The organism is Kitasatospora sp. NPDC051170 (assembly GCF_044455705.1).
Lineage (GTDB): Bacteria > Actinomycetota > Actinomycetes > Streptomycetales > Streptomycetaceae > Kitasatospora.
Genome location: NZ_JBITFA010000014.1, coordinates 1 through 20,736, shown reverse-complemented (window position 1 = coordinate 20,736; position 20,736 = coordinate 1). Strand labels below are relative to the sequence as shown.

Here is a 20,736-nt window from a genome sequence, read left to right as displayed (position 1 = left end):
ATTCCCCTCGAACGGTGTTTCGACTGAAACACCCATCCTCACATCCCGAAAAGGCGGCACCGCAGCGGGTCAGTCGCGCACCGGATAGTCCGCCTTCTCCACCAGCACGCCGTCCCTGAAGCAGAACCGCAGCACGTTCTGCTCCGCCCACCTGTCGTTCTGCTCGCCGGACAGGAACCAGAGGCAGTGCGCCCCGGCGGGCCTCGGCGGCCCGCTGTCGTGGTAGTCGCCCGTGAAGAAGTCGTTGCCGCCGGGCAGCCGCTCCCTCACCTCGGACTCCTGCATGCCGACCATCAGCTTCTCGTACACCGGCAGCGACACGGTCGCTTCGCCCGTGCCCTGGACGAACGCGAAGACTCCCCACGCCAGCAGTGCCAGCAGCGCCACCGAGACGCCCACCACGCCGACCGCGCAGCCGATCGCCGGGCTGCGCCGGCGGCCCTCCGGCGCGGGGACGGCCTCCAGTCCGGCCAGCGCCCAGTCGTCCAGGTCCGAGGCGGCCGCCGCGCCCTCCGACTCCGCGCCCTCGTACGGGAGGACGGCGGCGAGCCGGAAACCCTGCTCGGGCGTCGGACCGGCGTGCACCATCCCGCCGACCAGCCGCGCCCGCTCCCGCAGCCCGGCCAGCCCCTGACCGCCGCTCACGGGCGCGTGCGCGCCGGGGCGCGCGCCCCCGGACTCCGGCGCGCGGGCGTTGCCCACCTCCACCACCAGCGCGTCCGGCTCGTACCGGAGCGCGACGGCGATCGGCGCGCCGGGGGCGTGCTTGTGCGCGTTGGTGAGCGCCTCCTGCACGATCCTGTACGCCGCGTGGTCCACGACCGCCGCGAGCGGACGCCGCTCCCCCTCGCTGGTCAGCTCCACCTCCGCGCCCGCCGAGCGGGAGGCGTCGACCAGGGCGGTGATCCCGTCCACCCCGCCGGCGGAGGGCGCCGGGGCCGGGGAGGAGGAGGCCACGGCCGTCGACTCGTCGTGCAGCACCCCGACGACCTCGCGCAGTTCGCGCATCGCCGCCACCGCCGCCTGCCGCAGCACCCCGACCGCCTCGCGCTGGCGCTCGTTGAGGGTGCGGTCCACCTCCAGCGCGCCCGAGTGCACCGAGATCAGCGCCAGCTGGTGGCCGAGGCTGTCGTGCATGTCCTGGGCGATCCGGTGCCGCTCGCGCAGCCGTGCCTGGTGCACCACCATGACCCGTTCGCGCACCAGCTGCTCGTTGCGCTCGCGCAGCGCGTCGGTCAGCGCCCGGCGCTGCGCCCGGTAGCGGCCCCAGAGGGCGGGCAGGACGGCGATCAGCAGGAAGGTGCCCAGCGACAGTCCGATGATCAGCTTGGGCGAGACGGAGGCGCCGTCCTTGAGCGTGCCCGTCACCGTGAACAGAACCCAGGCCGGCACGAAGGTGCCGACCAGCACCCAGACCCGCCGGATCCGCGAGCCCGCCGTCCAGGCGGCGCCCACCATCATCGGGAAGGGCCCCAGCGCGTAGCCGCCGATGGCCGCGGTGGCCAGCAGCACGGAGGCGGGGAAGGCCCGGCGCAGCACGCACAGCAGCACGGTGGCGAGCCCGATCAGCAGGGCCGGGCCGGTGCGGGCGAAGGTCTCCAGGAGGGTGGCCACGCCGCCCATCACCAGGGCGAGCAGCACCTCGCCGACGATCCGCCGCCGCGGCCAGGGGCCGGGCAGCGCCGTCCGTACCGCCTTCTTCCAGGCCCGCGCGATCGCATCCACCCGTCGAGGCTACCGATCCCGTCACCCGGACGGCCGTCACCCTTCGTCGACGCCGGAGACGACGAAAGTCTCCTCACCACGAGCAGCACCACGAAGCACCGCTCAGGCCCCGTCCACCTCCGTGAGCAGCAGCGCCACGTCGTCCACCCCGTCCGCCGGCCGCACCTCCCTCAGCAGCCGCTCCGCGAGCGCCTCCGGCCCGGCGTCGCCGCCCGCCTCCACCGCCGCGCGCATCCGCTCCACCCCCTCGTCGATGGCCGCCCCCGGCTCCTCCACCAGCCCGTCGGTGTACAGCGCCAGTAGCGCCGCGCCCGGCAGCCGCAGCTCGCGGACGGGGTAGGCCGCGCCCTCGTCCACCCCCAGCAGCGGCCCGCCGGGCACGTCCAGCACCTCGGCGTGCCCGTCCGCGTGGCGCAGCACCGGTGGCAGGTGCCCGGCGCGGGCCAGGCGCAGAGTGCGGCGGGCGGGGGTGAGGCGGGCCAGGCAGCAGCTGGCGAGCAGGCCCGGGTCGAGGTCGAGGAGGAGCCGGTTGGTGCGGGCGAGCACCTCGTCGAGGGGTTCGCCGCCGCTGGCGAAGGCGCGGACGGCGCTGCGCAGCTGGCCCATGGCGGCGGCCGCGGCGACGCTGTGGCCCTCGACGTCGCCGATGACGAGGGTGAGGTCGCCGTTGGTGGTGAGGGCGTCGTACCAGTCGCCGCCGATCTCCATGCCCTGGGTGCCGGGCAGGTAGCGGGCGGTGATCCGCACACCGGGCACCTCGGGGAGCCGGTGCGGCAGCAGCGCCTGCTGGAGGCCCCGGGCGAGGGCGAACTCGGCGTCGTAGAGGCGGGCGCGTTCGAGGGCCTGGGCGATGAAGCCGCCGAGGGCCGTGAGCAGGCCCCGGTCCTCGGTGGTGAAGGCGCGCGGCCGGTCGAAGCCGAGGATGCAGCTGCCGACGGGGTGGCCGGAGGCGATCAGGGGCAGGAAGGCCCAGGCGCCCATCTCGTCGAGGGCGAGGCCCGGGTAGGCGGCGGCGAGCTCGCGTACGGACTCGAAGAAGATCGGGGCGCCGGTGCTGAGGGTCTCGGCGCCGGGGACGCGGGCGCCGACGGGGGTGCCCTCGAAGCCGTCGAGGAAGCCCTCGGGGTAGCCGGACTGGGAGATGAGGTGCAGTTCGCCGGCGCGGACGCCGTAGAGGGCGAGTTCCTGGCCGCCGAAGGCCGGGAGGATCTGGTCGGCGACGGCCCGGCAGACGTCGCGGACGGTGACGGCCTCGGTGAGGGCGCTGGCGAGCTGGAGCAGGTGGTGGGTGCCGCCGAGCGCGGCGCGGGCGGGTGGCGGGGCGGGCGCGGCCTCCGGAAGGTCGCCCGGGGGCTCGGCGGCGATGACGCGGCCGGTGACGCCGTGCGCGTCGGGGTAGAGCGAGAAGGCCAGCCAGCCCTGCGGGGGCCGGGCGGCGAGGAAGACGGTGGGGCGCTGGGAGAGCAGGGCGGCGCGGTAGCGGTTCTCGTAGAAGGGGTCGGCGAGCCAGGGCAGGGCGTCCCAGGGGTGGCGGCCGACGAGGTCCTCGCGGCGGACGCCGAGCAGCGGTTCGGTGCCGCGGTTGGCGTAGCTGATCCGGCCGTCGGGGTCGAGGGAGAAGACGCCTTCGCTGAGGCGTTCGACGGCGGCCGCGGCGGCGGTGAGGGTGCGGACGTCCAGGACGGCGCCGACGAGGTGGGTGCGGCCGTCGGAGACCACGGCGGGCACCCGGGCCCACAGCTCCACGGGGTAGGGGTGGCCGTCGTGGCCGAGCACCCGGACGCGGGCGGCCAGTACCTCGCCCTCGGCGAGGGCGGTGCGGGCGGCGGCCCGGAAGCCGGCCAGGTCCCCGGGGGCGATCCGGGCGTTGAGGGCGGAGACGGTGCCGTCGAACTCGCCGGGCGCGAAGCCGAAGATGTCGCGGAACCGGGCGTCGGCGGCGAGGGCGCCGGTGGCCACGTCCCAGTCGAACAGGCCGACCCGGGTGGTCGGCGCGGTGGCGGGCGGCAGCTCGACGACGGCGGCGTCCTCCGGCGCCTCCGCGCCCGCGCCCGAGGCCTCCAGTTCGGCGAGCCCGGCGGCCAGCCGCCCGGCCACGGCGGCGAGCCTGCGCCGCGCCCGGGCGGGCACCCCCTCGTCCGAGGCGGGCCACAGCACGCTCAGCACCCCGAACCGCTCCCCGCGCGCCGCCACGGGCACGCAGGCCGTCGCGTAGTCGTAGGGCAGGCCCACCGCCAGCTGCGGGAAGCGCCGCATGGCGTCCTCGGTGTCGGTCACCGTGACGGCCCGGCCCGTACGGAAGCAGACGGCGACGGGCAGCGGCCCGGCGGCGGCGATCCGCCGGAACGGGCTCATGATCGACAGTGGCACCCCCGCGATCGTGCGCAGCACCAGCGACCTGCGGTCCCGCGAGCGCAGGTACACCATCGCCCCGTACGCCCCGGTCCGCCCCAACGCCCGCCGGACGGCCTCCACCATCAGCTCGTCCCGCTCGGGCACCTGCCCCCGGGCCCCACCGGTCGGATGCGGATGGCGCATGCTCTTTTGCTACGCCGGGCCCCTGACCCTGTCAAACGCTCACCGTCCCGGCCCCCGCGCTCGGGGGTTTCGGGGGGTTCCGGGGTGTTCGGTAGTGTGCGGGGTCTGGGCCGACGGCGGTGTGGGCCGCCGGCGGGTGGGAGTGGGAGCGGGTATGCAGGGGCCGGCGTCCGGGGGTTGTGACGGGGATGCGGCGTGGGAGTGGGAGGGGGAGTCCGGCGGCGGCGAGGCGGCCGGGGAGGTGATCGGCGGAGGGCCGGGGCTGGGGCGGCGCGGGCTGCTGGTCGGGGCCGGGGTGCTGGCGGCGGGCGGGGCCCTGTGGGCGCTGGGCCGTTCGGGCGAGGGCGAGGGGGCGCGCCCTGAGCCGAGGCCCCGGCCGACGGCGCTGTCGGGGCCGACACCGCTGTGGACGTACCGGGGGCCGGAGGCGATGACCCCGGAGCGGCTGGTCCGCCCGCCGGGGCGACCGCTGTACCTGTCCAGGGCGGGCCTGCAGGTGATCGACCCGGCCTCGGGCGAGGCCGCGCGGCTGCTCGCCTTCGACCGGCCGGACCCGCGGTGGCCGAGCGACGCCGAGCGGCTCGGCAAGGTCGTCCTCGGGGACGAGCACCTGTACAGCTCCGAGTCCTTCGGCCACCTCGACGCCCGCCACTTCACCGACCCGGCCCGGGACTGGAGCCTGCCGCTGCCGCCGGAGCTGGTCGGCGCGGCCGAGCACGCGGGACCTGCGCCCACCGACGTGCTGACCCTGTCCGCCTGCGAGAACGGCGTGCTGTACGGCTCCGTCTGGGACCGCTACCAGGGCGAGGAGATCGGGCCCGACAACCTGGTCTTCGCGCTGCGCCTGGCCGACCGCTCCCTCCTGTGGACCGTCCACGGCCCGCACGGCGAGCAGCCGGTCGCCACCACCGCCGAAGGCACCCGTACCGTCTGCGTGCGCAGCCTCGGCAACCGGGCCGCGCTCGTCGTGCGCGACGCCGCCACCGGCGGGGAGCTGTGGACGGCCCCCGGTGACGAGGACCTGCGCTGGTGCACCGCCGGGCCCCGGCAGGTGCTCGTCCCGGACGGCGACGGCGGGGTGCGCGCCCTGCGCCCCACCGGCGAGACGCAGTGGACGCACTCCCCCGCCAAGGGCGAGTCCTGGCGGGCGCTGCCGCCGCTGGTGGACGGGGCGCAGGTGTACGTCCCGCGCGACGACGGCCTGGTCACCGCGCACGGCACGGACGGCGGCGCGGTGCGCTGGACGGCGCGGATGCCCTTCCTGCTGGACCGCCGCAGCCGCCCGGTGGTCGTCGGCCCGACGCTGTTCGTGCCGGGGACGGCGGCCGGCGGGGTCTGCGCGGTGGACACCGCGAGCGGGCGCACCCGGTGGACGTTCCGTGACTCGGGCCCCGGCCGGGACGTCTGGGCGCTGGCCGCCGACGCCGAGCGCCTCTACGCGGGGCACGACGACGTCCTGCACGCGCTCCCCCTGCACTGATCACCCTTCAACCGACCGCCCCGCACCGATCGGCCTGCACTGACCGCCCCACACCGATCACCCTGCGCTGACCGCCCTGCACTGACCGAACGGACAGGATCACTGCATGCAGGTACGCCCGATCTCCCCCGAGAAGCTGACCGAGCTGCTCGCCGAGCGCATCGCCGCCCTGCCCGGCGCGGGCGGGCGCCACCTGCGGGTCGCCGTGGACGGCGCCGACGCCGCCCGGCCGGGCGAGCTGGCCGACGCCCTGGTGGAGCCGCTGCGGCTGCGGGGCCTGCCCGCGCTGCGCGTCCCGGCCGCCGGGTTCCTGCGCCCGGCCTCGATCCGGCTGGAGTACGGCCACCGGGACGCGGACGCCTTCCACGACCTGTGGCTGGACGACGGCGCCCTCGCCCGCGAGGTGCTGGACCCGCTGGAGCCCGGCGGCAGCGGCCGCGTCCTGCCCTCGCTGCGCGACCCCGCCACCGACCGGTCCACCCGCGCCCCGTACGTCCGGCTGCCGCCCGGTGGCGTGCTGTTGCTGGACGGGCCGATGCTGCTGGGCCGCTGGCTGCCGCTGGAGCTGACCGTCCACCTGGCGCTCTCCCCCGCCGCGCTGGCCCGCCGCACCCCGGAGGAGGAGCGGTGGACGCTGCCCGCCTTCGCCCGCTACGAGGAGGAGACGGGCCCGGCGGAGGCGGCGGACCTCACCGTCCGGATGGACGACCCGCGCCACCCCGCGCTGGTCGAGCGGCCGTGACCTCCGGCGCGGGGCCGCGCTGGCAGAAGGGGCACCAGAACACCACGCGGTCGTAGGGCGGTTCTCCCTGACGGTCCGTCAGGACGGGTGTGACGCACCGGGGGCAGGGCCGCCCGGCCCGGCCGTAGACCCAGTGCCGGTAGCCGGGGCGGGTGTCGCCGGTGGTGATGTGGCCGGGGCGCAGCTTGTTGGCCTCGAGCATCTGCCGGGCGCGCTCCACCAGCCGGTCGGGGTGCGGGAGTTTGCCGACGGCCGTCCACGGGGTGAGCCCGGCGACGAAGCAGAGTTCGTTGGCGTAGACGTTGCCGATCCCGGCGAGGTTGCGCTGGTCGAGGAGGGCTTCGACGAGCGGGCGGGAGGGGCGGGCGAGGAGGCGGCGCACGGCCTCGACCGGGTCCCAGTCGGGGCCGAGGAGGTCGGGGCCGAGGCGGCCGACGATGCGTGACTCGTCGGTGGTGCGCAGGAGTTCGACGACGGGCAGCCGGTAGCCGACGGCGGTGCCGCGTTCGGTGCCGAGGACGGCGCGGATCTGGTGGGCGGGCCCGCCGCTCCAGCGTTCGCCGGGGCGGTAGACCTCCCAGCGGCCCTCCATCCTCAGGTGGGTGTGGAGGGTGAGGCCGCCTTCGAGGCGGGTGAGCATGTGCTTGCCGCGGGGGCGGACCTCGAGCACCCGGCGCCCGGCGAGGTCGGCGGTGGCGTGCGCGGGGACGCGCAGTTCGGCGTGGGTCAGGGGCTGTCCGGCGAGGGTCTCGTGCAGCCGGGCCGCCTCGCGGTAGACGGAGTCACCTTCGGGCATGTCTCCATCCTCCACCGCGGGGCGGCCCGGCGGCGCACCGGCCCCCGCCTGGGGCTATTCGGCGACGGCGCCCTCGCGGACGACGGTCACCGGGCAGGGCGCGTGCTCGGTGACGTGGCGGCTGACGGAGCCGAGCAGCACGCCGGAGAACCCGCCGAGGCCCCGGCTGCCGACGACGAGCAGCGCGGCGCCCTTGGCGGCCGCGAGCAGGGCCTGCGGGGCGCCGCCGGGCACCACCTCGCGGGTGATCGTGACATCCGGCGCCGCGCCGGCGACCTTCTCGATCGCCTCGGCGAGGGTCCCGGCGGCGATCTCCTCGGGGTTGAAGGTCTCGGCGGTGGGGACGCCCTGGCCGCCCCAGCCGTAGAAGGCCGGGTACTCCCAGGCGGCGACGGCGTGGATCGTGCCGCCGACGGCCCGGGCGTAGTCGAGCGCCCACTTCAGCGCCTGCTCGGAGGCGGGCGAGCCGTCCACGCCGACGACGATCCGGGGGTTGGCACTCATGGTGTTGCTCCTTCGGTCGATCCGCTCATTCCTTCGAACATAGATCAGATCGGCCCTGTTCCCGGCGTTTGCCACGCCACTGAGGCCGTTTCACCTTCGAAGTGACGACACCGGCGTCAGCTGCGGTAGGCCGCCCAGGACTTCGCCATCCGCTGCGCCTGGCCGGGGGTGAACTGGGTCATGCACTCGTCGTAGCTGTAGTCCATGAAGTTGTGGATCGGGTCGAGCCCTTTCGCGGGGCAGGTGTCGCGGCCCTCGGGGCAGCCGTAGGCGGCGCTGCGCTCGGGCGGGGTGTCGTCCACGTAGTCGCCGGGGAGCAGGCAGCCGCCCTGGAAGGTGTGGAAGAGGCCGAGCCAGTGGCCGGTCTCGTGGGTGGCGGTGTTGCCCTGGTTGTAGTGGGTGGCGGGGCCGCCGGGCAGGGAGTCGTCCAGGACGACCACGCCGTCGTCGGACGGGTCGGAGCGGTAGGCGCTGGGGAAGGTCGCCCAGCCGAGCAGGGACTGGCCGAGGTGGGCGGTGTAGAGGTTGAGGGTGCCCTGGTCGCCCTTGCGCAGGGCCGACTTCATGTCCTTCTCGGCCGCCGAGCCGGGGGTCATGCCGTTGTACCAGCCGGCGTTGTCGGTCCAGTCGGTGCCGGCCGGCTCGAAGTGGAACCGGGTGTCGGTGTTGCCCGCGCCCTGGCCGCCGTAGGTGGCGTTGAGGTGGTCGATCTGGGCGTCGACGGCGCTCTGGTCGAGCAGGCCCGCGGCGCCGTCGTGGATCACGTGGACGTACACCGGCACGGTGGTCGGCACGGCGGCGAGCGGCACGTGGGTGGAGGCGAGCCGGGCCAGCCGGTCGTCCAGGTCGGCCTGCATGGCCTTCGCCTCGGCGGGGCTGACGGCGTTCGGGTCCTTGCCGGACGGGCCGCCGGCCGGCTTGCGGGCGGCGGCGTCCCGGCCGTCGCAGACGGCCGGCAGGGCCGGCAGGGCCGGCCCGGCCACGGCGGCGGCGTGGTGCGCGACGGGCGCCGCGAACTGGCTCAGACCGGCCGCGGCGACCAGCGCGGCGGCGCAGGGGAACAGGCGAAGGGTCCGCGGGCGCACCCGGGGAGAAAGGCGCATCGGCGCTCCTGACAAGGGAGTTGACGGAGGGTCGACCGCGCCCCGGGCCCGCCCGGCGGCGCGCGACCAGGTGCGGAGCGGCCTGCGCGACGGCGTGCGGAACGGCGTGCGAACGCGTACGGGACGGGCGCGCGGGAGCCGCGGACCCGCCGAGACTACGACGCGGTGAAGTCGATCTCCCGCAGGGCGCGCGCGGCGGCCCGGTCGAGTACCACCGCCGACGCGCAGCCGGCCGGCACTCCCGCCGCGAGCAGCCTGGCGACGGCGCCCCGGTGCCGGGTGAAGGCGTAGCGCGAGACGCCCTGCCCGCGTCGGAGCTGCCCGTCGCGGGCCTCGTCCGGGTCGGCGTCCAGCACCAGCAGGTGCACCCGCCTCCCCTGCCGGGCGGCGGCGCGGCACAGCCACGCCCGTACCCACGGCAGGGTGCCGCAGTCGTGCACCGCGAGCGCCCCGCCGGCCAGCACGGCGCGGCGCAGCCGCCGGTAGTGGTCGAGCCGGACGAGAGGGCGGTAGAGGGCGTACGGGAGGCGGGCGGGCAGGCGGGCCGCGTACTCGGCGCGCACCGGCTGGGAGTCGACCAGCGGGGCGCGCACGCAGCGGTGCATCAGGGTGCTCTTCCCGCTGCCGGGCAGGCCGGAGACGACCAGGAGGTCACCGGCGGGGTAGTGCAGGGCGGCCGGCCCGGGGCCGCGCAGCTCGTGCCACCCCTTCCGGACGGCGTGGACGGCGTGGGCGGCGTGGACGGTGTGGCCGGCGTGGACGGCGCCTGCCTCGCCCGGGCGGGGCGGCGGCACGCGGGGCGCCGCCGCCCGTCTCGCTCCCGTCCCGGCCATCGGCTCTCCCCCGGTGGTTCACCCTCCTGGGAGCATCGCGCATTCCCAAGAAAGAGTAAAGACCCGTGGTCAGAGCCCGGAGGGTGCCGGACGTGCTTCAGGAGAGCTGCGGGGCGACCTCGGAGGCGATGACCTCCAGGTGGTCGAGGTCCTGAAGGTCGAGGATCTGCAGGTAGATCCGCCGGCTGCCGGCCTCCGCGTACCGGCCGATCTTCTCCGCGACCTCGGCCGGGGTGCCCGCCAGGCCGTTGGCCTTGAGCTCGTCCACGTCGCGGCCGATGGCGGCGGCCCGGCGGGCCACCTCGGCGTCGTCGCGGCCGACGCAGGCGACCAGGGCGTTGGAGTACACCAGGTCGTCGCCGGAGCGCCCGGCCTGCTCCACGGCGGCGCGCACCCGGGCGAAGTGGCCGGCGGTGTCCTCGGCGGAGACGAACGGCAGGTTGAACTCGTCGGCGAAGCGGGCGGCCAGCGCCGGGGTGCGCTTGGCGCCGGTGCCGCCGACCAGCACCGGGATGCGGTCCTGGGCGGGCTTGGGCAGCGCGGGCGAGTCGGTGAGGGTGTAGTACTCGCCGGCGAAGTCGAAGGTGTCGCCGAGCTTGGTGTTCCACAGACCGGTGATGACGGCCAGCTGCTCCTCCAGCCGCCCGAACTTCTCCTTGGGGAACGGGATGCCGTACGCGGCGTGCTCGGCCCCGTACCAGCCGGCGCCGAGGCCGAACTCGACGCGGCCGCCGCTCATCGCGTCCACCTGGGCGACCTGGATGGCGGTGACGCCGGGCAGGCGGAAGGTGGCGGCGGTCATCAGGGTGCCCAGGCGGATGGTGCTGGTGTCGCGGGCGAGGCCGGCCAGGGTGATCCAGGCGTCGGTGGGGCCGGGCAGGCCGTCGACGTCGCCCATCTTGAGGTAGTGGTCGGAGCGGAAGAAGGCGCTGAACACGCCGAGTTCCTCGGCGGCGCGCGCCACCGCGAGGAGGGTGTCGTAGCTCGCGCCCTGCTGGGGTTCGGTGAAGACTCGAAGATCCATACGGGCCATTCTGGTACGGATCGCCCCCGGGGCGCGGCACGGAACCGGCCAAGGTCGGAAGAGGGCCGGGGTGGCCAAGGTCTCAGCACGGAACCGTCACGGGCGGCCGGTCGGGCCGGGGCGCTCGCCTACCGTGGACGGATGTTCGCGACCTCCGACGACTCCTTCCGGCGCTCCCCCGACGAGCCGGCCGGCTGCCCGCTGCCCGGCATCGTGGCCGCCTTCACGCCCCGGCTGGCCGAGTTCGCCTTCGAGCCCGGCTTCGTCGCGGCCGTCGACCAGCACGCCTCGATGCTGCGCGAACTGCTCTACGCGCAGGGGCCGGAGCTTTCGCCCCGGCCCCTGGACCGTGAGGAACTGTCGGACTACGCGCTGGGTTTCCTGGACGCGCTCGCCGAGATCGGCTGGCGGGAGCCGGTCGGCCACGACTACGCCGTGCTCCGGCTGACCGCGATCTGCTGGCTGGTGCGCGAGCAGGGGCTGCTCGTCTGAAGCGTTCTACCGCTCTTCGATGCCCGGGGCCGGGGAGCTTCCCGGCCCGGTCTGGGCCGTCGGGTTCACCGGCTGGTTGGCCAGGGCGTCGGAGCGGCCGGCCTGGTAGGCGCTGCCGCGCAGCCGGGCGGTCTCCCGCTCGGCGCCGTCCAGCCAGCGCTCCCAGCGCTGGCGCATCGGCATGATCAGGCCGCCGCCGACACCGACCACCACCACGCCGGTGATGGTGGCGAGCGCCGCGATCAGCACCGGGCCCGTGATCGCGGTGGCGATCCCGGCCTGGCCGAGCGCCGCGATCACGCCGAGCGCCACGATGAAGCCCCAGACCAGGGTGGAGACGGTGCGGCCGTACGAGGCGGCGGCGAGCGAGTTGCGGACGATGTCGCGCACGCCGTTGGCGATGGCCATGGCGACCACCAGGATGACGACGGCGACGATGCCCCTGGGCAGCCAGGCGACGATGCTGTGGATCATCACGCTGATCGGGTTCGGCCCGAAGACGCCGAACGCCAGCTGCAGCGTCATCAGCAGCACCGCGTAGTAGACGATCTTGCAGACGATGCCGGTCAGGTCGTACTTGGACCCGCTCAGGTAGCGGTCCATCCCGGCCCTCTCGGCGACCCTCTCGGAGCCGATCCTGCGCAGCACGCGGTCCAGCACCTTGGCGATCGCCTTCGCGACGAACCAGCCGATGACCAGGATCGCCAGGAAGGCGATGAACTGCGGGATGAACTTGGCGATCTTGTTCCAGGCTTCGGTGAAGCCCGATCCGAAGTCGACGGAGAGTGCGAGCTGCTGAGCCACGGGGTCCTCCACTCGGTGAGCACGGCGCGACCGACGGCGCCGGGCGGCCCCCACCCTTCGTGGATAGCAGCCGCCCGCCGGGGCCGCGCGCGCCCACCGCCCGGGATGGTCCCCTCGGGTGAACACGCCCGGCGGGCGCCCACGTACAGTGGCAGCGGCGAAAGGGTCCGAGGGTGAGCATCGGCGAGGCGGAGAGCGGTACGGCAGCGAGCGGTACGGCGCAGAGCGGTACGGCGCAGAGCCGCGCGGCGACGGGCGATGCGGTCGCGGGCCACACGGCGCTGTCCTGGCGGGCCCTGCCCGAGCGGCCCCGGGCCGCGGTGCTGGTGCTGCACGGCGGTGAGGAGCACAACCTCGCCCGGCCGGGCGCCGTCAACCTGCCGCTGCTGCGGATGCACGGCTTCCTGCGGCCGCTGGCCCGCCAGGCCGCGCAGGCCCGGATCGCGGTGGGCACCGTCCGCTACCGGCACCGGGGCTGGAACGGCTCGCGCGCCGACGCGGCCCGGGACGCGCTGGCCGCACTGGACGAGCTCGCCGAACAGCTCGGGCCCGTACCGACCGTCCTGATCGGCCACTCCATGGGCGGGCGGGCCGCGCTCCAGGCCGGCGGACACCCGGCGGTGACCGGCCTCGTCGCCCTCGCGCCCTGGTGCCCGCCGCAGGACCCGTGCGAGCAGCTCGCCGGGCGGCGCGTGCTGATGCTGCACGGCGACCGGGACAAGGTGACCCCACCCGCCGACACCCTGGCCTTCGCCGCCCGCAGCCGCGCCGCCGGCGCCCGGGTCTGCGGCTACACCGTCGGCGGCAGCGGGCACGCCATGCTCCAGCGCCTGCCCGACTGGCACCGCGCCACCGTCCGCCTCACCGGCGCCCTCCTCGGCCTGCGACCGCTGCCCGCCGAGACGGCCTCCGCCCTCGCCCTGCCGCCCGCCTCCGGCGAGGCCCTCACCCTGCCCCTGCCCCGCCAGCCGCGCAGGGCCCCGGCCAACCCCTGACGGCCGGCCCCTGACGCCCAACTCCTGACGGCCGACCTCTGACGGCCGGCCCCTGACGGCCGGCCCCGGCATCGCCCGAACGCCCGGTGTCGCTCGCGCGGGCGAGCGGGACGCATGACCGACCATCGGGAATGGTTCGTCGGCGACCCGCTCGGGTCGAGGGCCGGAAGGAGCGGTGGATGAGCAGGATGCGGTGGGTCGGGGGTTCGCTGCGGGTGGTGCTCGTGGCGGCGTCGCTGCTGGGAGCGGGGGTGGCCGGGCCCGGTGCGGCGCGCGCCCTCGACGCGGGGCCGACGGTGGCGAGCGAGCCGCTGTTCGCACCGAAGGTGGCGTACAAGGCGGGTGACTACCCGTTCGAGGTGGCCCTCGGGGACTTCCACGGGAGCGGCCGCCTCGACATCGTGGCGAGCAACAACTACGACAACACCGTCTCGCTCTTCCCCGGCAACGGCGACGGGACGTTCGCGGCGCCGGCCACGATCCCGGTCGGCGAGATGCCCGGCAACCTGCTGACCGGGCGGTTCACCGACAGCGGGCGGACGGACCTCGCGGTGGCCGTCGGCACGCACCCGGTGAGCAACGTCGGCTCCGTCGAGGTGCGCCTGGGCAACGGCGACGGGACGTTCCAGCCCGTGCGCAGCTACCCCGTGGGGGCGTCCCCGAAGGGGCTCGCCTCGGCGGACCTGCGGGGCCTCGGGCGGCTCGACCTGGTGACCGTCAACAGGAACGACAACACGGCGTCGGTGCTGCTGGGCAACGGCGACGGCACCTTCCAGCCCCAGCACAGCTACCCGGTGGGCAACGACCCGGAGGGCCTGGCCCTCGCCGACCTCGACGGCGACGGCCGCATCGACCTGGTGGCCGCCAACGCCCAGGACGGCACGGTCTCGGTGCTGCGGGGCAACGGCGACGGCACCTTCCAGCCCCAGCGCAGCTACCCCGTCGGCCGGTTCCCCCTGGCCGTGGCCGTCGGCGACCTGCGCGGCGTCGGGCACCCCGACCTGGCCGTGGCGGTGGCAGGGGCGGACGCCTTCGCCGTCCTGCCGGGCGACGGGGACGGCACCTTCGGCGCGCCGACCCTGATTCCGCTGGAGAAGCAGGCGTTCCCCTCCGAGGTGGCGATCGCCGACCTCGACGGCGACGGCCACCGCGACCTGGTCGGCGGAGTCAACAACGCCAACGTGTCGGTGCTGCTCGGCAACGGCGACGGCACCTTCCAGCCGCGGCAGGACTACCGGATCTCGGCGTTCGGGACGCGCGTGGCCATCGGTGACCTCAACGGCGACGGCAGACCGGACGTCGTCGCCGGCGACGACAGCTCCGTCGACGTCCTGCTGAACATCGCCAGACGCCACGTCACCACCACCCTCACCTCCGACCCCGATCCCTCCGCCTACGGCCGACCGGTCACCCTCACCGCCACCGTCTGCCCCGCCCCGGCCACCACCGGGACCCCGACCGGCACGGTGACCTTCCGCGACGGGACGACGGTGCTGGGCACCGCTCCCGTGCGGGCGAGCGGCGGCTGCGGCACCGCGACGCTCGCCACCTCCACCCTGGGGGTCGGGCCGCACGGCCTCACCGCCGAGTACGGCGGCGACGCCACCTTCCTCGGCGCCACCTCCGCGGTGCTCACCCAGCAGGTCACCCGGGCGGCCGTCGTCACCACGCTCTCCTCCTCGCCCGACCCGGCGTCCTTCGGCAGCCCGGTCACCTTCACCGACACCGTCTGCCCGGCGCCGACCAGCACCGGCCCCGCCTCCCCGCCGACCGGCACGGTCACCTTCTCCGACGGCTCCACGACCATCGGAACGGGCACCCTCGCCCCCGGAGGCGGCCCCAACTGCGCGACCACGAAGATCAGTTGGTCCCACCTGCTGCCCGGATCCCACACCGTCACGGCCCAGTACCCGGGTGATGACGACTACCTCCCGGGCGCACCGGAGAGCATCACCCAGCAGGTCGGCTGCGAGCGCACGATCACCGGCCCGGCCGGGTCCGTCCTCGCCACCGGCACGAGCACCTGCCTGGTGGACGCCACCGCCGACGCGGTGGTGGTGCGGCCGGGGGCGGCGCTGTTCGTCTCCCGCTCGACGGTCGGCACCATCACCTCGCGCGGCGCCTCCTTCCTCGGCGTCTGCGCGAGCACCGTCACCGGATCCGTGCAGGTCGGTGACTCCACGGGGTTCGTGGTGATCGGCGACCCGGTGGACGAGGGCTGCGCCGGCAACCGGATCGACGGCTCGGTCGTCCTCAAGGACAACACCGGCGGGCTGGTCCTCGACGACGACCGGATCGGCGGCAGCACCGTCGTCGACGGCACCACCGGCGCGGGCCCGTTCCCGCGCGACGACCGGGCGCTGATCACGGCGAACACCGTCGGCGGCTCGCTGGCCTGCTCCGGCAACACCCCGCCGCCGGGCGACGACGGACGGCCGAACGCCGTCGGCGGTCCGCGCACCGGGCAGTGCGTGGGTCTCTGACGGACCGTCAGGCCACCGCCGTGGCGCGGGCGAGGGCGGCGGCGCGGATCTCGGAGGGGCCGCAGGCCCACACCAGGAGCCGCCCGCCGGCCCCGGCCAGCGGGCGGTCCCAGGCCGCGCGCACCAACCGGGGGCGCCGGACGGCGAGTTCGGCCCGCGCCCAGGGCGGCAGGAGGCCGATGGAGGCGTTCGTCAGGATCCGTACGGCGGCCCGCTCGCGCCTGCTGCGCCCGAACCCGCGCAGCAGGCGCAGCACCTCCAGCGCGGGCCGGGTGACCGCCAACTCCGGGCGCAGGCGCGCCAGACAGGCCCGTACCTCGGCCCGCGATCGGGGCACCTCGCGGGCGCCGAGGCGCTCGGCGACGAGGGCCGCCTCGGCGTAGTAGCGGTCGCACTCGGCGGCGGTCAGGGGGGTCCGGGCGAAGGCCTGGTAGCCGGCCAGGAAGCAGACCACCTCGGCGGTGTGCACCCAGGTGAGCAGGTGCGGATCGTCCGCGCGGTAGGGGCGGCCGTCCGGCGCGGTGCCGCTGATCCGGGGGTGAATGCGACGCACTGCGGCGATCGCCCGCTCGGCCGCCTCCGTGGAGCCCAGCGTGGTGGTGGAGACGAACCGGGCCGTGCGGTGCAGCCGGCCTGTCGGGTCCTGCCGGAAGTCCGAGTGGGCGTCGACGGCGGCCATCGCCAGCGGGTGCAGCGACTGCAGCAGCAGGGCCGCGAACCCGCCCACCAGCATCCCGGCCGGGTGCCCGTGCACCCGCCACACCATGCTGGAGGGCCCGAACAGCCCGGGATCGCCGGCCGGGCGGTCGTAGCGCTCCAGGTGCAGGTCGTCCCCGTGCACGGTCGCGTTGATCTCGGCCAGCAGCCGCGCCCGCACCGCCGCCACCGGCGTACGCCACCCGTCCATCACGCCCGCCCCTCCCCCGTCCGGCCACGCTCGCGGTCCGGCCACGCTCCTGCCGATCGTATCGACCGTGACGCGCCCGGCCCCGGCGGGTGCAGTGGCGCGGATCACACCGGAATCCGGACGGCCCGTGAAATGCGGCGGCCGCCACGGTGGTTGGCACGGCAGTCACCAGCGTCCCGCCGCACACCACCGCCATCTCCGAGGAATCCTCATGACCGTCTCCGCGAACCCGGCCTCCCGCGCGGCCGAGATCCTCTCCCGGCCCGTCACCATCAACGGCCTGACCGTCCCCAACCGCATCGTCATGGCGCCGATGACGCGCAGCTTCTCCCCCAAGGGCGTGCCCGGCGAGAACGTGAGCTCCTACTACGCCCGCCGCGCCGCCGCGGGCGTGGGCCTGATCGTCACCGAGGGGACGTACGTCGGCCACGAGTCCGCCGGGGAGAGCGCCCAGATCCCGCGCTTCGACGGCGAGGAGCAGCTCGCCGGATGGGCCCGCGTCGCCGAGGAGGTCCACGCGGCGGGCGGCACCATCGTGCCGCAGCTCTGGCACATCGGGATGGTCCGCAATCAGGGCAAGCCGCCGTTCAACGACGCCCCCGCCATCGGCCCGTCCGGCATCACCCTGGACGGCACCGAGGGCGAGGGCCGGGCCATGACCCGCGCCGACCTGGACGCCGTGATCGGCGCGTTCGCCCAGGCCGCCGCATCCGCCGAGCGGATCGGCTTCGACGGCGTCGAGCTGCACGGCGCCCACGGGTACCTGATCGACCAGTTCCTGTGGGAGCGCACCAACCGCCGCACCGACGCCTACGGCGGCGACCCGGTCGCCCGGACGAAGTTCGCGGCCGAGGTCATCGCGGCCGTGCGCGCGGCCGTCTCCCCGGAGTTCCCGGTGATCTTCCGCTACTCGCAGTGGAAGGCCGGCAGCTACGACGCCCGCCTCGCCGAGAACCCGCAGGAGCTGGAGGCGATCCTCACGCCGCTGGCCGAGGCCGGGGTCGACGCCTTCCACGCCTCCACCCGCCGCTACTGGATCCCGGAGTTCGAGGGCTCGGACCTCAACCTGGCCGGCTGGACCAGGAAGCTCACCGGCCGCCCGGCCATCACCGTCGGCTCGGTCGGCCTCGACGGCGACGTGGTGCGCGCCTTCGCGGGCGAGGGCGCGGGCGTCGAGGGCATCGACAGGCTCCTCGACCGGCTGGAGCGCGACGAGTTCGACCTCGTCGCCGTCGGCCGCGCCCTGCTCCAGGACCCGCAGTGGGCGGCCAAGGTCCTCTCGGGGCGCCTCGACGACCTGCAGGCGTACAGCGCGGCGGCGCTGCGCACCCTGAGCTGAGCATTCCCAGCCGAGGGACCGTCGGCCCGTCGTGTCGCGACACGACGGGCCAACGCCTGTTCGGCCTGCCGGTCGGGGTGTTCGCGCTCGGCGCCGGTGAAGCGGCGGACCAGGTCAGCTCGTCGGCGCATCGGACCTCCCGTTCGACCGGCCGACCCAGGCGTCGACGTCGTAGCCGCCCTGCTCCCAGTACCCGGGCTGGACCGCGTCGGTGACGGTGCGTGTCGACCCGCACCTCGCGCACCTCGTCCAGCAGCGCGTACAGCCCCGACCCGCCGATCACACCCAACTCGGCCCGCGCGGTGCCCTGATCGACCCCCACCTGAACCGCCTCTCGTCGAAGAGCGCCCAGGGCCACTGTAGGAGCACTCCCGCAGGTGGTTCAGGTGGTACGGCGCTCAGGCGGTGCGGCGCGGGCGGGCCACCAGCACGACGGCGTCGTCGCCGATCCGGTCGGTGCCGGTGGCGAAGTGCTCGCGCAGCGGCGGCAGCAGGGCTTCGCGCAGGGCGGCGAGCCTGGGGTGGCCGGGGTTCCAGTACCCGGCCAGGGCCTCGGCGGCGGCCCGGGCCTTGGCCTCGGCGCCCTCCTCGGGGAAGACGACGTCCACGCGGGCCCGGGTCGACGAGACCTCCGCGAAGCCGTGTTCGGCGAGGAGGTGCACCGCGCGGCCGAGCAGGTAGCCCTGGTGGTCCTCGGGCTCGCCGAGCAGAGGGGCGCAGGCGCGGTTCCACAACGCGATCAGCTCGTTGTCCGGCGCGCCCTGGACGAGGACGACCTTGGCCTCGGGGTGCGAGGCGTCGACCGTGCGGGCCATCTCGGTCACCGCCATGTCCGGGTCGTCGGTGTAGTGCAGCAGCCAGGCGCCGACGGCGGCGTCGAACTCGCCGTCGCCCAGCGGCAGTTCCTCGGCCCAGCCGGGCAGGACGGTGACGCCGTGCTCGGCCAGCGGCCGCATGGCGGCCGCGCGGGCGGGGTGCGGCTCCACGGCGGTGACCGCACCGAGACGGCCGGCGACGGCCCGCGCGAGCGCCCCCGTGCCGCCGCCGACCTCCAGGACACGGTGGTTGCCCGCGAGGGCCTCGACGACCAGGGCGATGTCGTGCCGCTCGCAGCGGGCCTCCATGGCGAGCCAGCCCTCCTCGCTCAGCCCGTGGGCGCCCCGGTAGTCGAGGGGCAGCGGGGACGGGCCGGCGGTGGTTTCCATGGTCAGCAAAGGGTGCTCCTCGTTCCGGACGTGGGGATCATTCGAACCGCGCCGGACACTACCCTGTGGAATCAGCTCGACACCGACCGTCGTCAAGGCGCGTTGACACGGGCCCACGCCCCTCCGAAGCCCCCCGCCCGATGACCAGCGATGCTGACGAAGAGCCCGCCGACTACTTCGCGTACCGCGACCGGCGCCACCCCGACGCCGGGCCGGCGCCGGCCCGGGCCATCAGCGCTCGCCCGCCGCCCACTGGTGGGCGCCGCCCTGGTGGACGGCCGCATAGACGCGGTCGCGCAGCAGGTTGGCGTCATGGTCGGTGAGCGTGCGGTCGAGGTGCCGCAGGACCACCTTCAGCAGGAGGTTCTTCTGCTCCCGGCGGGCGCCGAGCCGCGCCAGGGCCTGCGGCGGCAGATCGGCGCACGGCGTCTCGGCGAGGATCTCCACCGTCTCCACGCAGTCGGCGTCCGGCCCGAGGGCGTCGCGGACCCGGTCCCCGAGATCCTCCGCCAGGTCGTCGCGGTCCACGGCCACCGACAGGTCCCGGCGGACCGCCGGCATCGCCGACACCGGCCGGTACGGGGTCAGATCGGTCATCTGGGCGGCGACGGACGGCTTCGCCGACCGCAGGATGCGGATGTCCGGGACACCCTTGAGCAGCATCAGCATCCGGTCCAGCCCCATCCCGAGCGCCAGACCACTCCACTCGGCCCCCAGCCCGGCCCGCTCCAGCACCCGGGGGTGCGCCAGGCCGCACTCCGCGACCTCGATCCACTCCCCCTCGCGCTCCACGTCCACCTGCCGGCCCGACAGGGTGTACGGGTGGACGCGGTCCTCGTGCCGGTGCTTCGCCCCCGGCAGGAGCGCCTCGACGAGGGTCGTCACCATCCCGTCCAGGTCCGCGGTGGTGAGGGCGGACGGGCGGCGGGTGAGCCGCCACAGGTCGAGCTGGTGGGGTGTGCCGGTGTGCAGCCGGTCGATGCTGTCGCGGCGGTAGACCAGCCCCGGGCAGACCAGGAGCACGTCATCGTCGGAGGAGTGCCGGGCCTGCTCGCCCGCCAGCGCCCGCAGCGCGGCCGGGATGAGCGCGCTGGAGTGGCTGCGGAGCATGAGCCGGTCGTCGACGTAACGGGTGTAGCGGGTGTCTCGGGTGATGTCGTCACGGCGGTAGCCGAGGTTGTCGTAGTTGTCCTCGACCGTGACGGTGCGCTCGCCGCGCCACCAGCGGACCTGGCAGCCCCACTCCTCCGCCAGCGCGTCGACGGCCCGGGCGAGGACGAGTTGGAGGGCGTGCGGCCCGGCGGCGGGGTCGCTGAGGTCCCGAACGGAGAGGTCACGGGCGAGGTGTTCGGCGGAGAGATGAGCAGGCATGGGTCGGCCTCCTGGCCAAGAGCGGTGACGGGGATTCACACCCCCCAGCCCCTGGGTCCGACCGCTCGACGGGGCCCGCCCGACTCAGCTCCCGAGACGTGGCGAAGTCCGACCCCTGCGGCGCCCTTCGGGGGCCAGGGGGCCGGTAAATCGGCGAATGATCGCTACGACGGCCACACGAGGACTGTAGCCCGGGCGCCCGGGGCCCGTCTCGCCGTTTTCCGCTCCGGATCCGCCCCGGGCTTTCCGGAAACGCAAAGAACCCCCATCCGGGATCCCGGGTGGGGGTTCTTCACAATGATTGTTCGGCGGCGTCCTACTCTCCCACAGGGTCCCCCCTGCAGTACCATCGGCGCTATGAGGCTTAGCTTCCGGGTTCGGAATGTAACCGGGCG

General features: G+C 75.2%; 17 protein-coding genes, 1 rRNA gene and 1 pseudogene. 6 read left to right on the top strand and 13 right to left on the bottom strand.

Going from position 1 to position 20,736, the window contains the following annotated elements; genetic code table 11:
* Nucleotides 1–69: 69 nt before the first annotated feature.
* The gene (locus ACIBCA_RS26775) at nt 70–1,725 is read right to left on the bottom strand and encodes a sensor histidine kinase (RefSeq protein ID WP_396285550.1); all 1,656 of its coding nucleotides are present in this window, start codon (nt 1,723–1,725) and stop codon (nt 70–72) included.
* A 102-nt stretch (nt 1,726–1,827) separates the two neighbouring features.
* Nucleotides 1,828–4,263 carry a SpoIIE family protein phosphatase gene (locus tag ACIBCA_RS26770; protein WP_396285549.1) on the bottom strand — a complete coding sequence of 812 codons (2,436 nt, stop codon included), beginning with the start codon at nt 4,261–4,263 and terminating at the stop codon, nt 1,828–1,830.
* 154 nt (nt 4,264–4,417) lie between these two features.
* Between ACIBCA_RS26770 and ACIBCA_RS26765 the strand changes: the two genes are divergently transcribed.
* Entirely contained in the window at nt 4,418–5,743 is a 1,326-nt protein-coding gene (locus ACIBCA_RS26765) for a PQQ-binding-like beta-propeller repeat protein (RefSeq protein ID WP_396285548.1), read from the top strand.
* A 106-nt stretch (nt 5,744–5,849) separates the two neighbouring features.
* Entirely contained in the window at nt 5,850–6,485 is a 636-nt protein-coding gene (locus ACIBCA_RS26760) for a uridine kinase (protein WP_396285547.1), read from the top strand.
* Here the strand turns inward: ACIBCA_RS26760 and ACIBCA_RS26755 are convergent.
* From ACIBCA_RS26755 to ACIBCA_RS26735, 5 genes are all read right to left on the bottom strand, one after another.
* Nucleotides 6,433–7,281 carry a DNA-formamidopyrimidine glycosylase family protein gene (locus ACIBCA_RS26755; RefSeq protein ID WP_396285546.1) on the bottom strand — a complete coding sequence of 283 codons (849 nt, stop codon included), beginning with the start codon at nt 7,279–7,281 and terminating at the stop codon, nt 6,433–6,435. The two genes, ACIBCA_RS26760 and ACIBCA_RS26755, sit on opposite strands and share 53 nt — an antisense overlap.
* Before the next feature lie 54 nt (nt 7,282–7,335).
* Nucleotides 7,336–7,785: a universal stress protein gene (locus tag ACIBCA_RS26750; RefSeq protein WP_396285545.1), complete on the bottom strand. Its 450-nt coding sequence runs from the start codon at nt 7,783–7,785 to the stop codon at nt 7,336–7,338.
* Nucleotides 7,786–7,901: 116 nt separating this feature from the next.
* Nucleotides 7,902–8,888 (bottom strand): zinc metalloprotease, encoded by a 987-nt coding sequence (locus tag ACIBCA_RS26745; RefSeq protein ID WP_396285544.1) that lies wholly within the window; start codon nt 8,886–8,888, stop codon nt 7,902–7,904.
* Between the two features lie 155 nt (nt 8,889–9,043).
* Nucleotides 9,044–9,721: an AAA family ATPase gene (locus ACIBCA_RS26740; protein WP_396285543.1), complete on the bottom strand. Its 678-nt coding sequence runs from the start codon at nt 9,719–9,721 to the stop codon at nt 9,044–9,046.
* A gap of 97 nt (nt 9,722–9,818) precedes the next feature.
* Nucleotides 9,819–10,745 carry an LLM class F420-dependent oxidoreductase gene (locus ACIBCA_RS26735; RefSeq protein WP_396285542.1) on the bottom strand — a complete coding sequence of 309 codons (927 nt, stop codon included), beginning with the start codon at nt 10,743–10,745 and terminating at the stop codon, nt 9,819–9,821.
* Nucleotides 10,746–10,886: 141 nt separating this feature from the next.
* Between ACIBCA_RS26735 and ACIBCA_RS26730 the strand changes: the two genes are divergently transcribed.
* A complete protein-coding gene (locus ACIBCA_RS26730) occupies nt 10,887–11,237 on the top strand; it encodes a DUF6401 family natural product biosynthesis protein (RefSeq protein WP_396285541.1) in 351 nt (116 codons plus the stop codon).
* A gap of 6 nt (nt 11,238–11,243) precedes the next feature.
* Here ACIBCA_RS26730 and ACIBCA_RS26725 read toward each other — a convergent pair whose 3' ends face one another.
* Nucleotides 11,244–12,041: a hypothetical protein gene (locus ACIBCA_RS26725; RefSeq protein ID WP_396285540.1), complete on the bottom strand. Its 798-nt coding sequence runs from the start codon at nt 12,039–12,041 to the stop codon at nt 11,244–11,246.
* Nucleotides 12,042–12,214: 173 nt separating this feature from the next.
* Between ACIBCA_RS26725 and ACIBCA_RS26720 the strand changes: the two genes are divergently transcribed.
* Nucleotides 12,215–13,036, top strand: a complete 822-nt coding sequence (locus ACIBCA_RS26720; RefSeq protein WP_396285539.1) for a serine aminopeptidase domain-containing protein — start codon at nt 12,215–12,217, stop codon at nt 13,034–13,036.
* 179 nt (nt 13,037–13,215) lie between these two features.
* Nucleotides 13,216–15,519: an FG-GAP-like repeat-containing protein gene (locus ACIBCA_RS26715; RefSeq protein ID WP_396285538.1), complete on the top strand. Its 2,304-nt coding sequence runs from the start codon at nt 13,216–13,218 to the stop codon at nt 15,517–15,519.
* 7 nt (nt 15,520–15,526) lie between these two features.
* On the opposite strand, the gene ACIBCA_RS26710 is transcribed toward ACIBCA_RS26715, so the two are convergent.
* Complete coding sequence (locus ACIBCA_RS26710; RefSeq protein ID WP_396285537.1) at nt 15,527–16,426, bottom strand: oxygenase MpaB family protein; 900 nt, start codon at nt 16,424–16,426, stop codon at nt 15,527–15,529.
* Between the two features lie 211 nt (nt 16,427–16,637).
* On the opposite strand from ACIBCA_RS26710, the gene ACIBCA_RS26705 reads away from it, so the two are divergent.
* Nucleotides 16,638–17,765 carry an NADH:flavin oxidoreductase gene (locus ACIBCA_RS26705; protein WP_396285536.1) on the top strand — a complete coding sequence of 376 codons (1,128 nt, stop codon included), beginning with the start codon at nt 16,638–16,640 and terminating at the stop codon, nt 17,763–17,765.
* 114 nt (nt 17,766–17,879) lie between these two features.
* Here the strand turns inward: ACIBCA_RS26705 and ACIBCA_RS26700 are convergent.
* The 4 genes and pseudogenes from ACIBCA_RS26700 to rrf all read right to left on the bottom strand — a co-directional run.
* A pseudogene (locus tag ACIBCA_RS26700) lies at nt 17,880–17,984 on the bottom strand (oxidoreductase); the annotation flags it as partial.
* Between the two features lie 179 nt (nt 17,985–18,163).
* Entirely contained in the window at nt 18,164–18,970 is an 807-nt protein-coding gene (locus ACIBCA_RS26695) for a class I SAM-dependent methyltransferase (RefSeq protein ID WP_396285726.1), read from the bottom strand.
* A gap of 231 nt (nt 18,971–19,201) precedes the next feature.
* Complete coding sequence (locus tag ACIBCA_RS26690) at nt 19,202–20,341, bottom strand: hypothetical protein (RefSeq protein ID WP_396285535.1); 1,140 nt, start codon at nt 20,339–20,341, stop codon at nt 19,202–19,204.
* A 303-nt stretch (nt 20,342–20,644) separates the two neighbouring features.
* Nucleotides 20,645–20,736 (bottom strand): 5S ribosomal RNA (gene rrf / locus ACIBCA_RS26685); the annotation flags it as partial.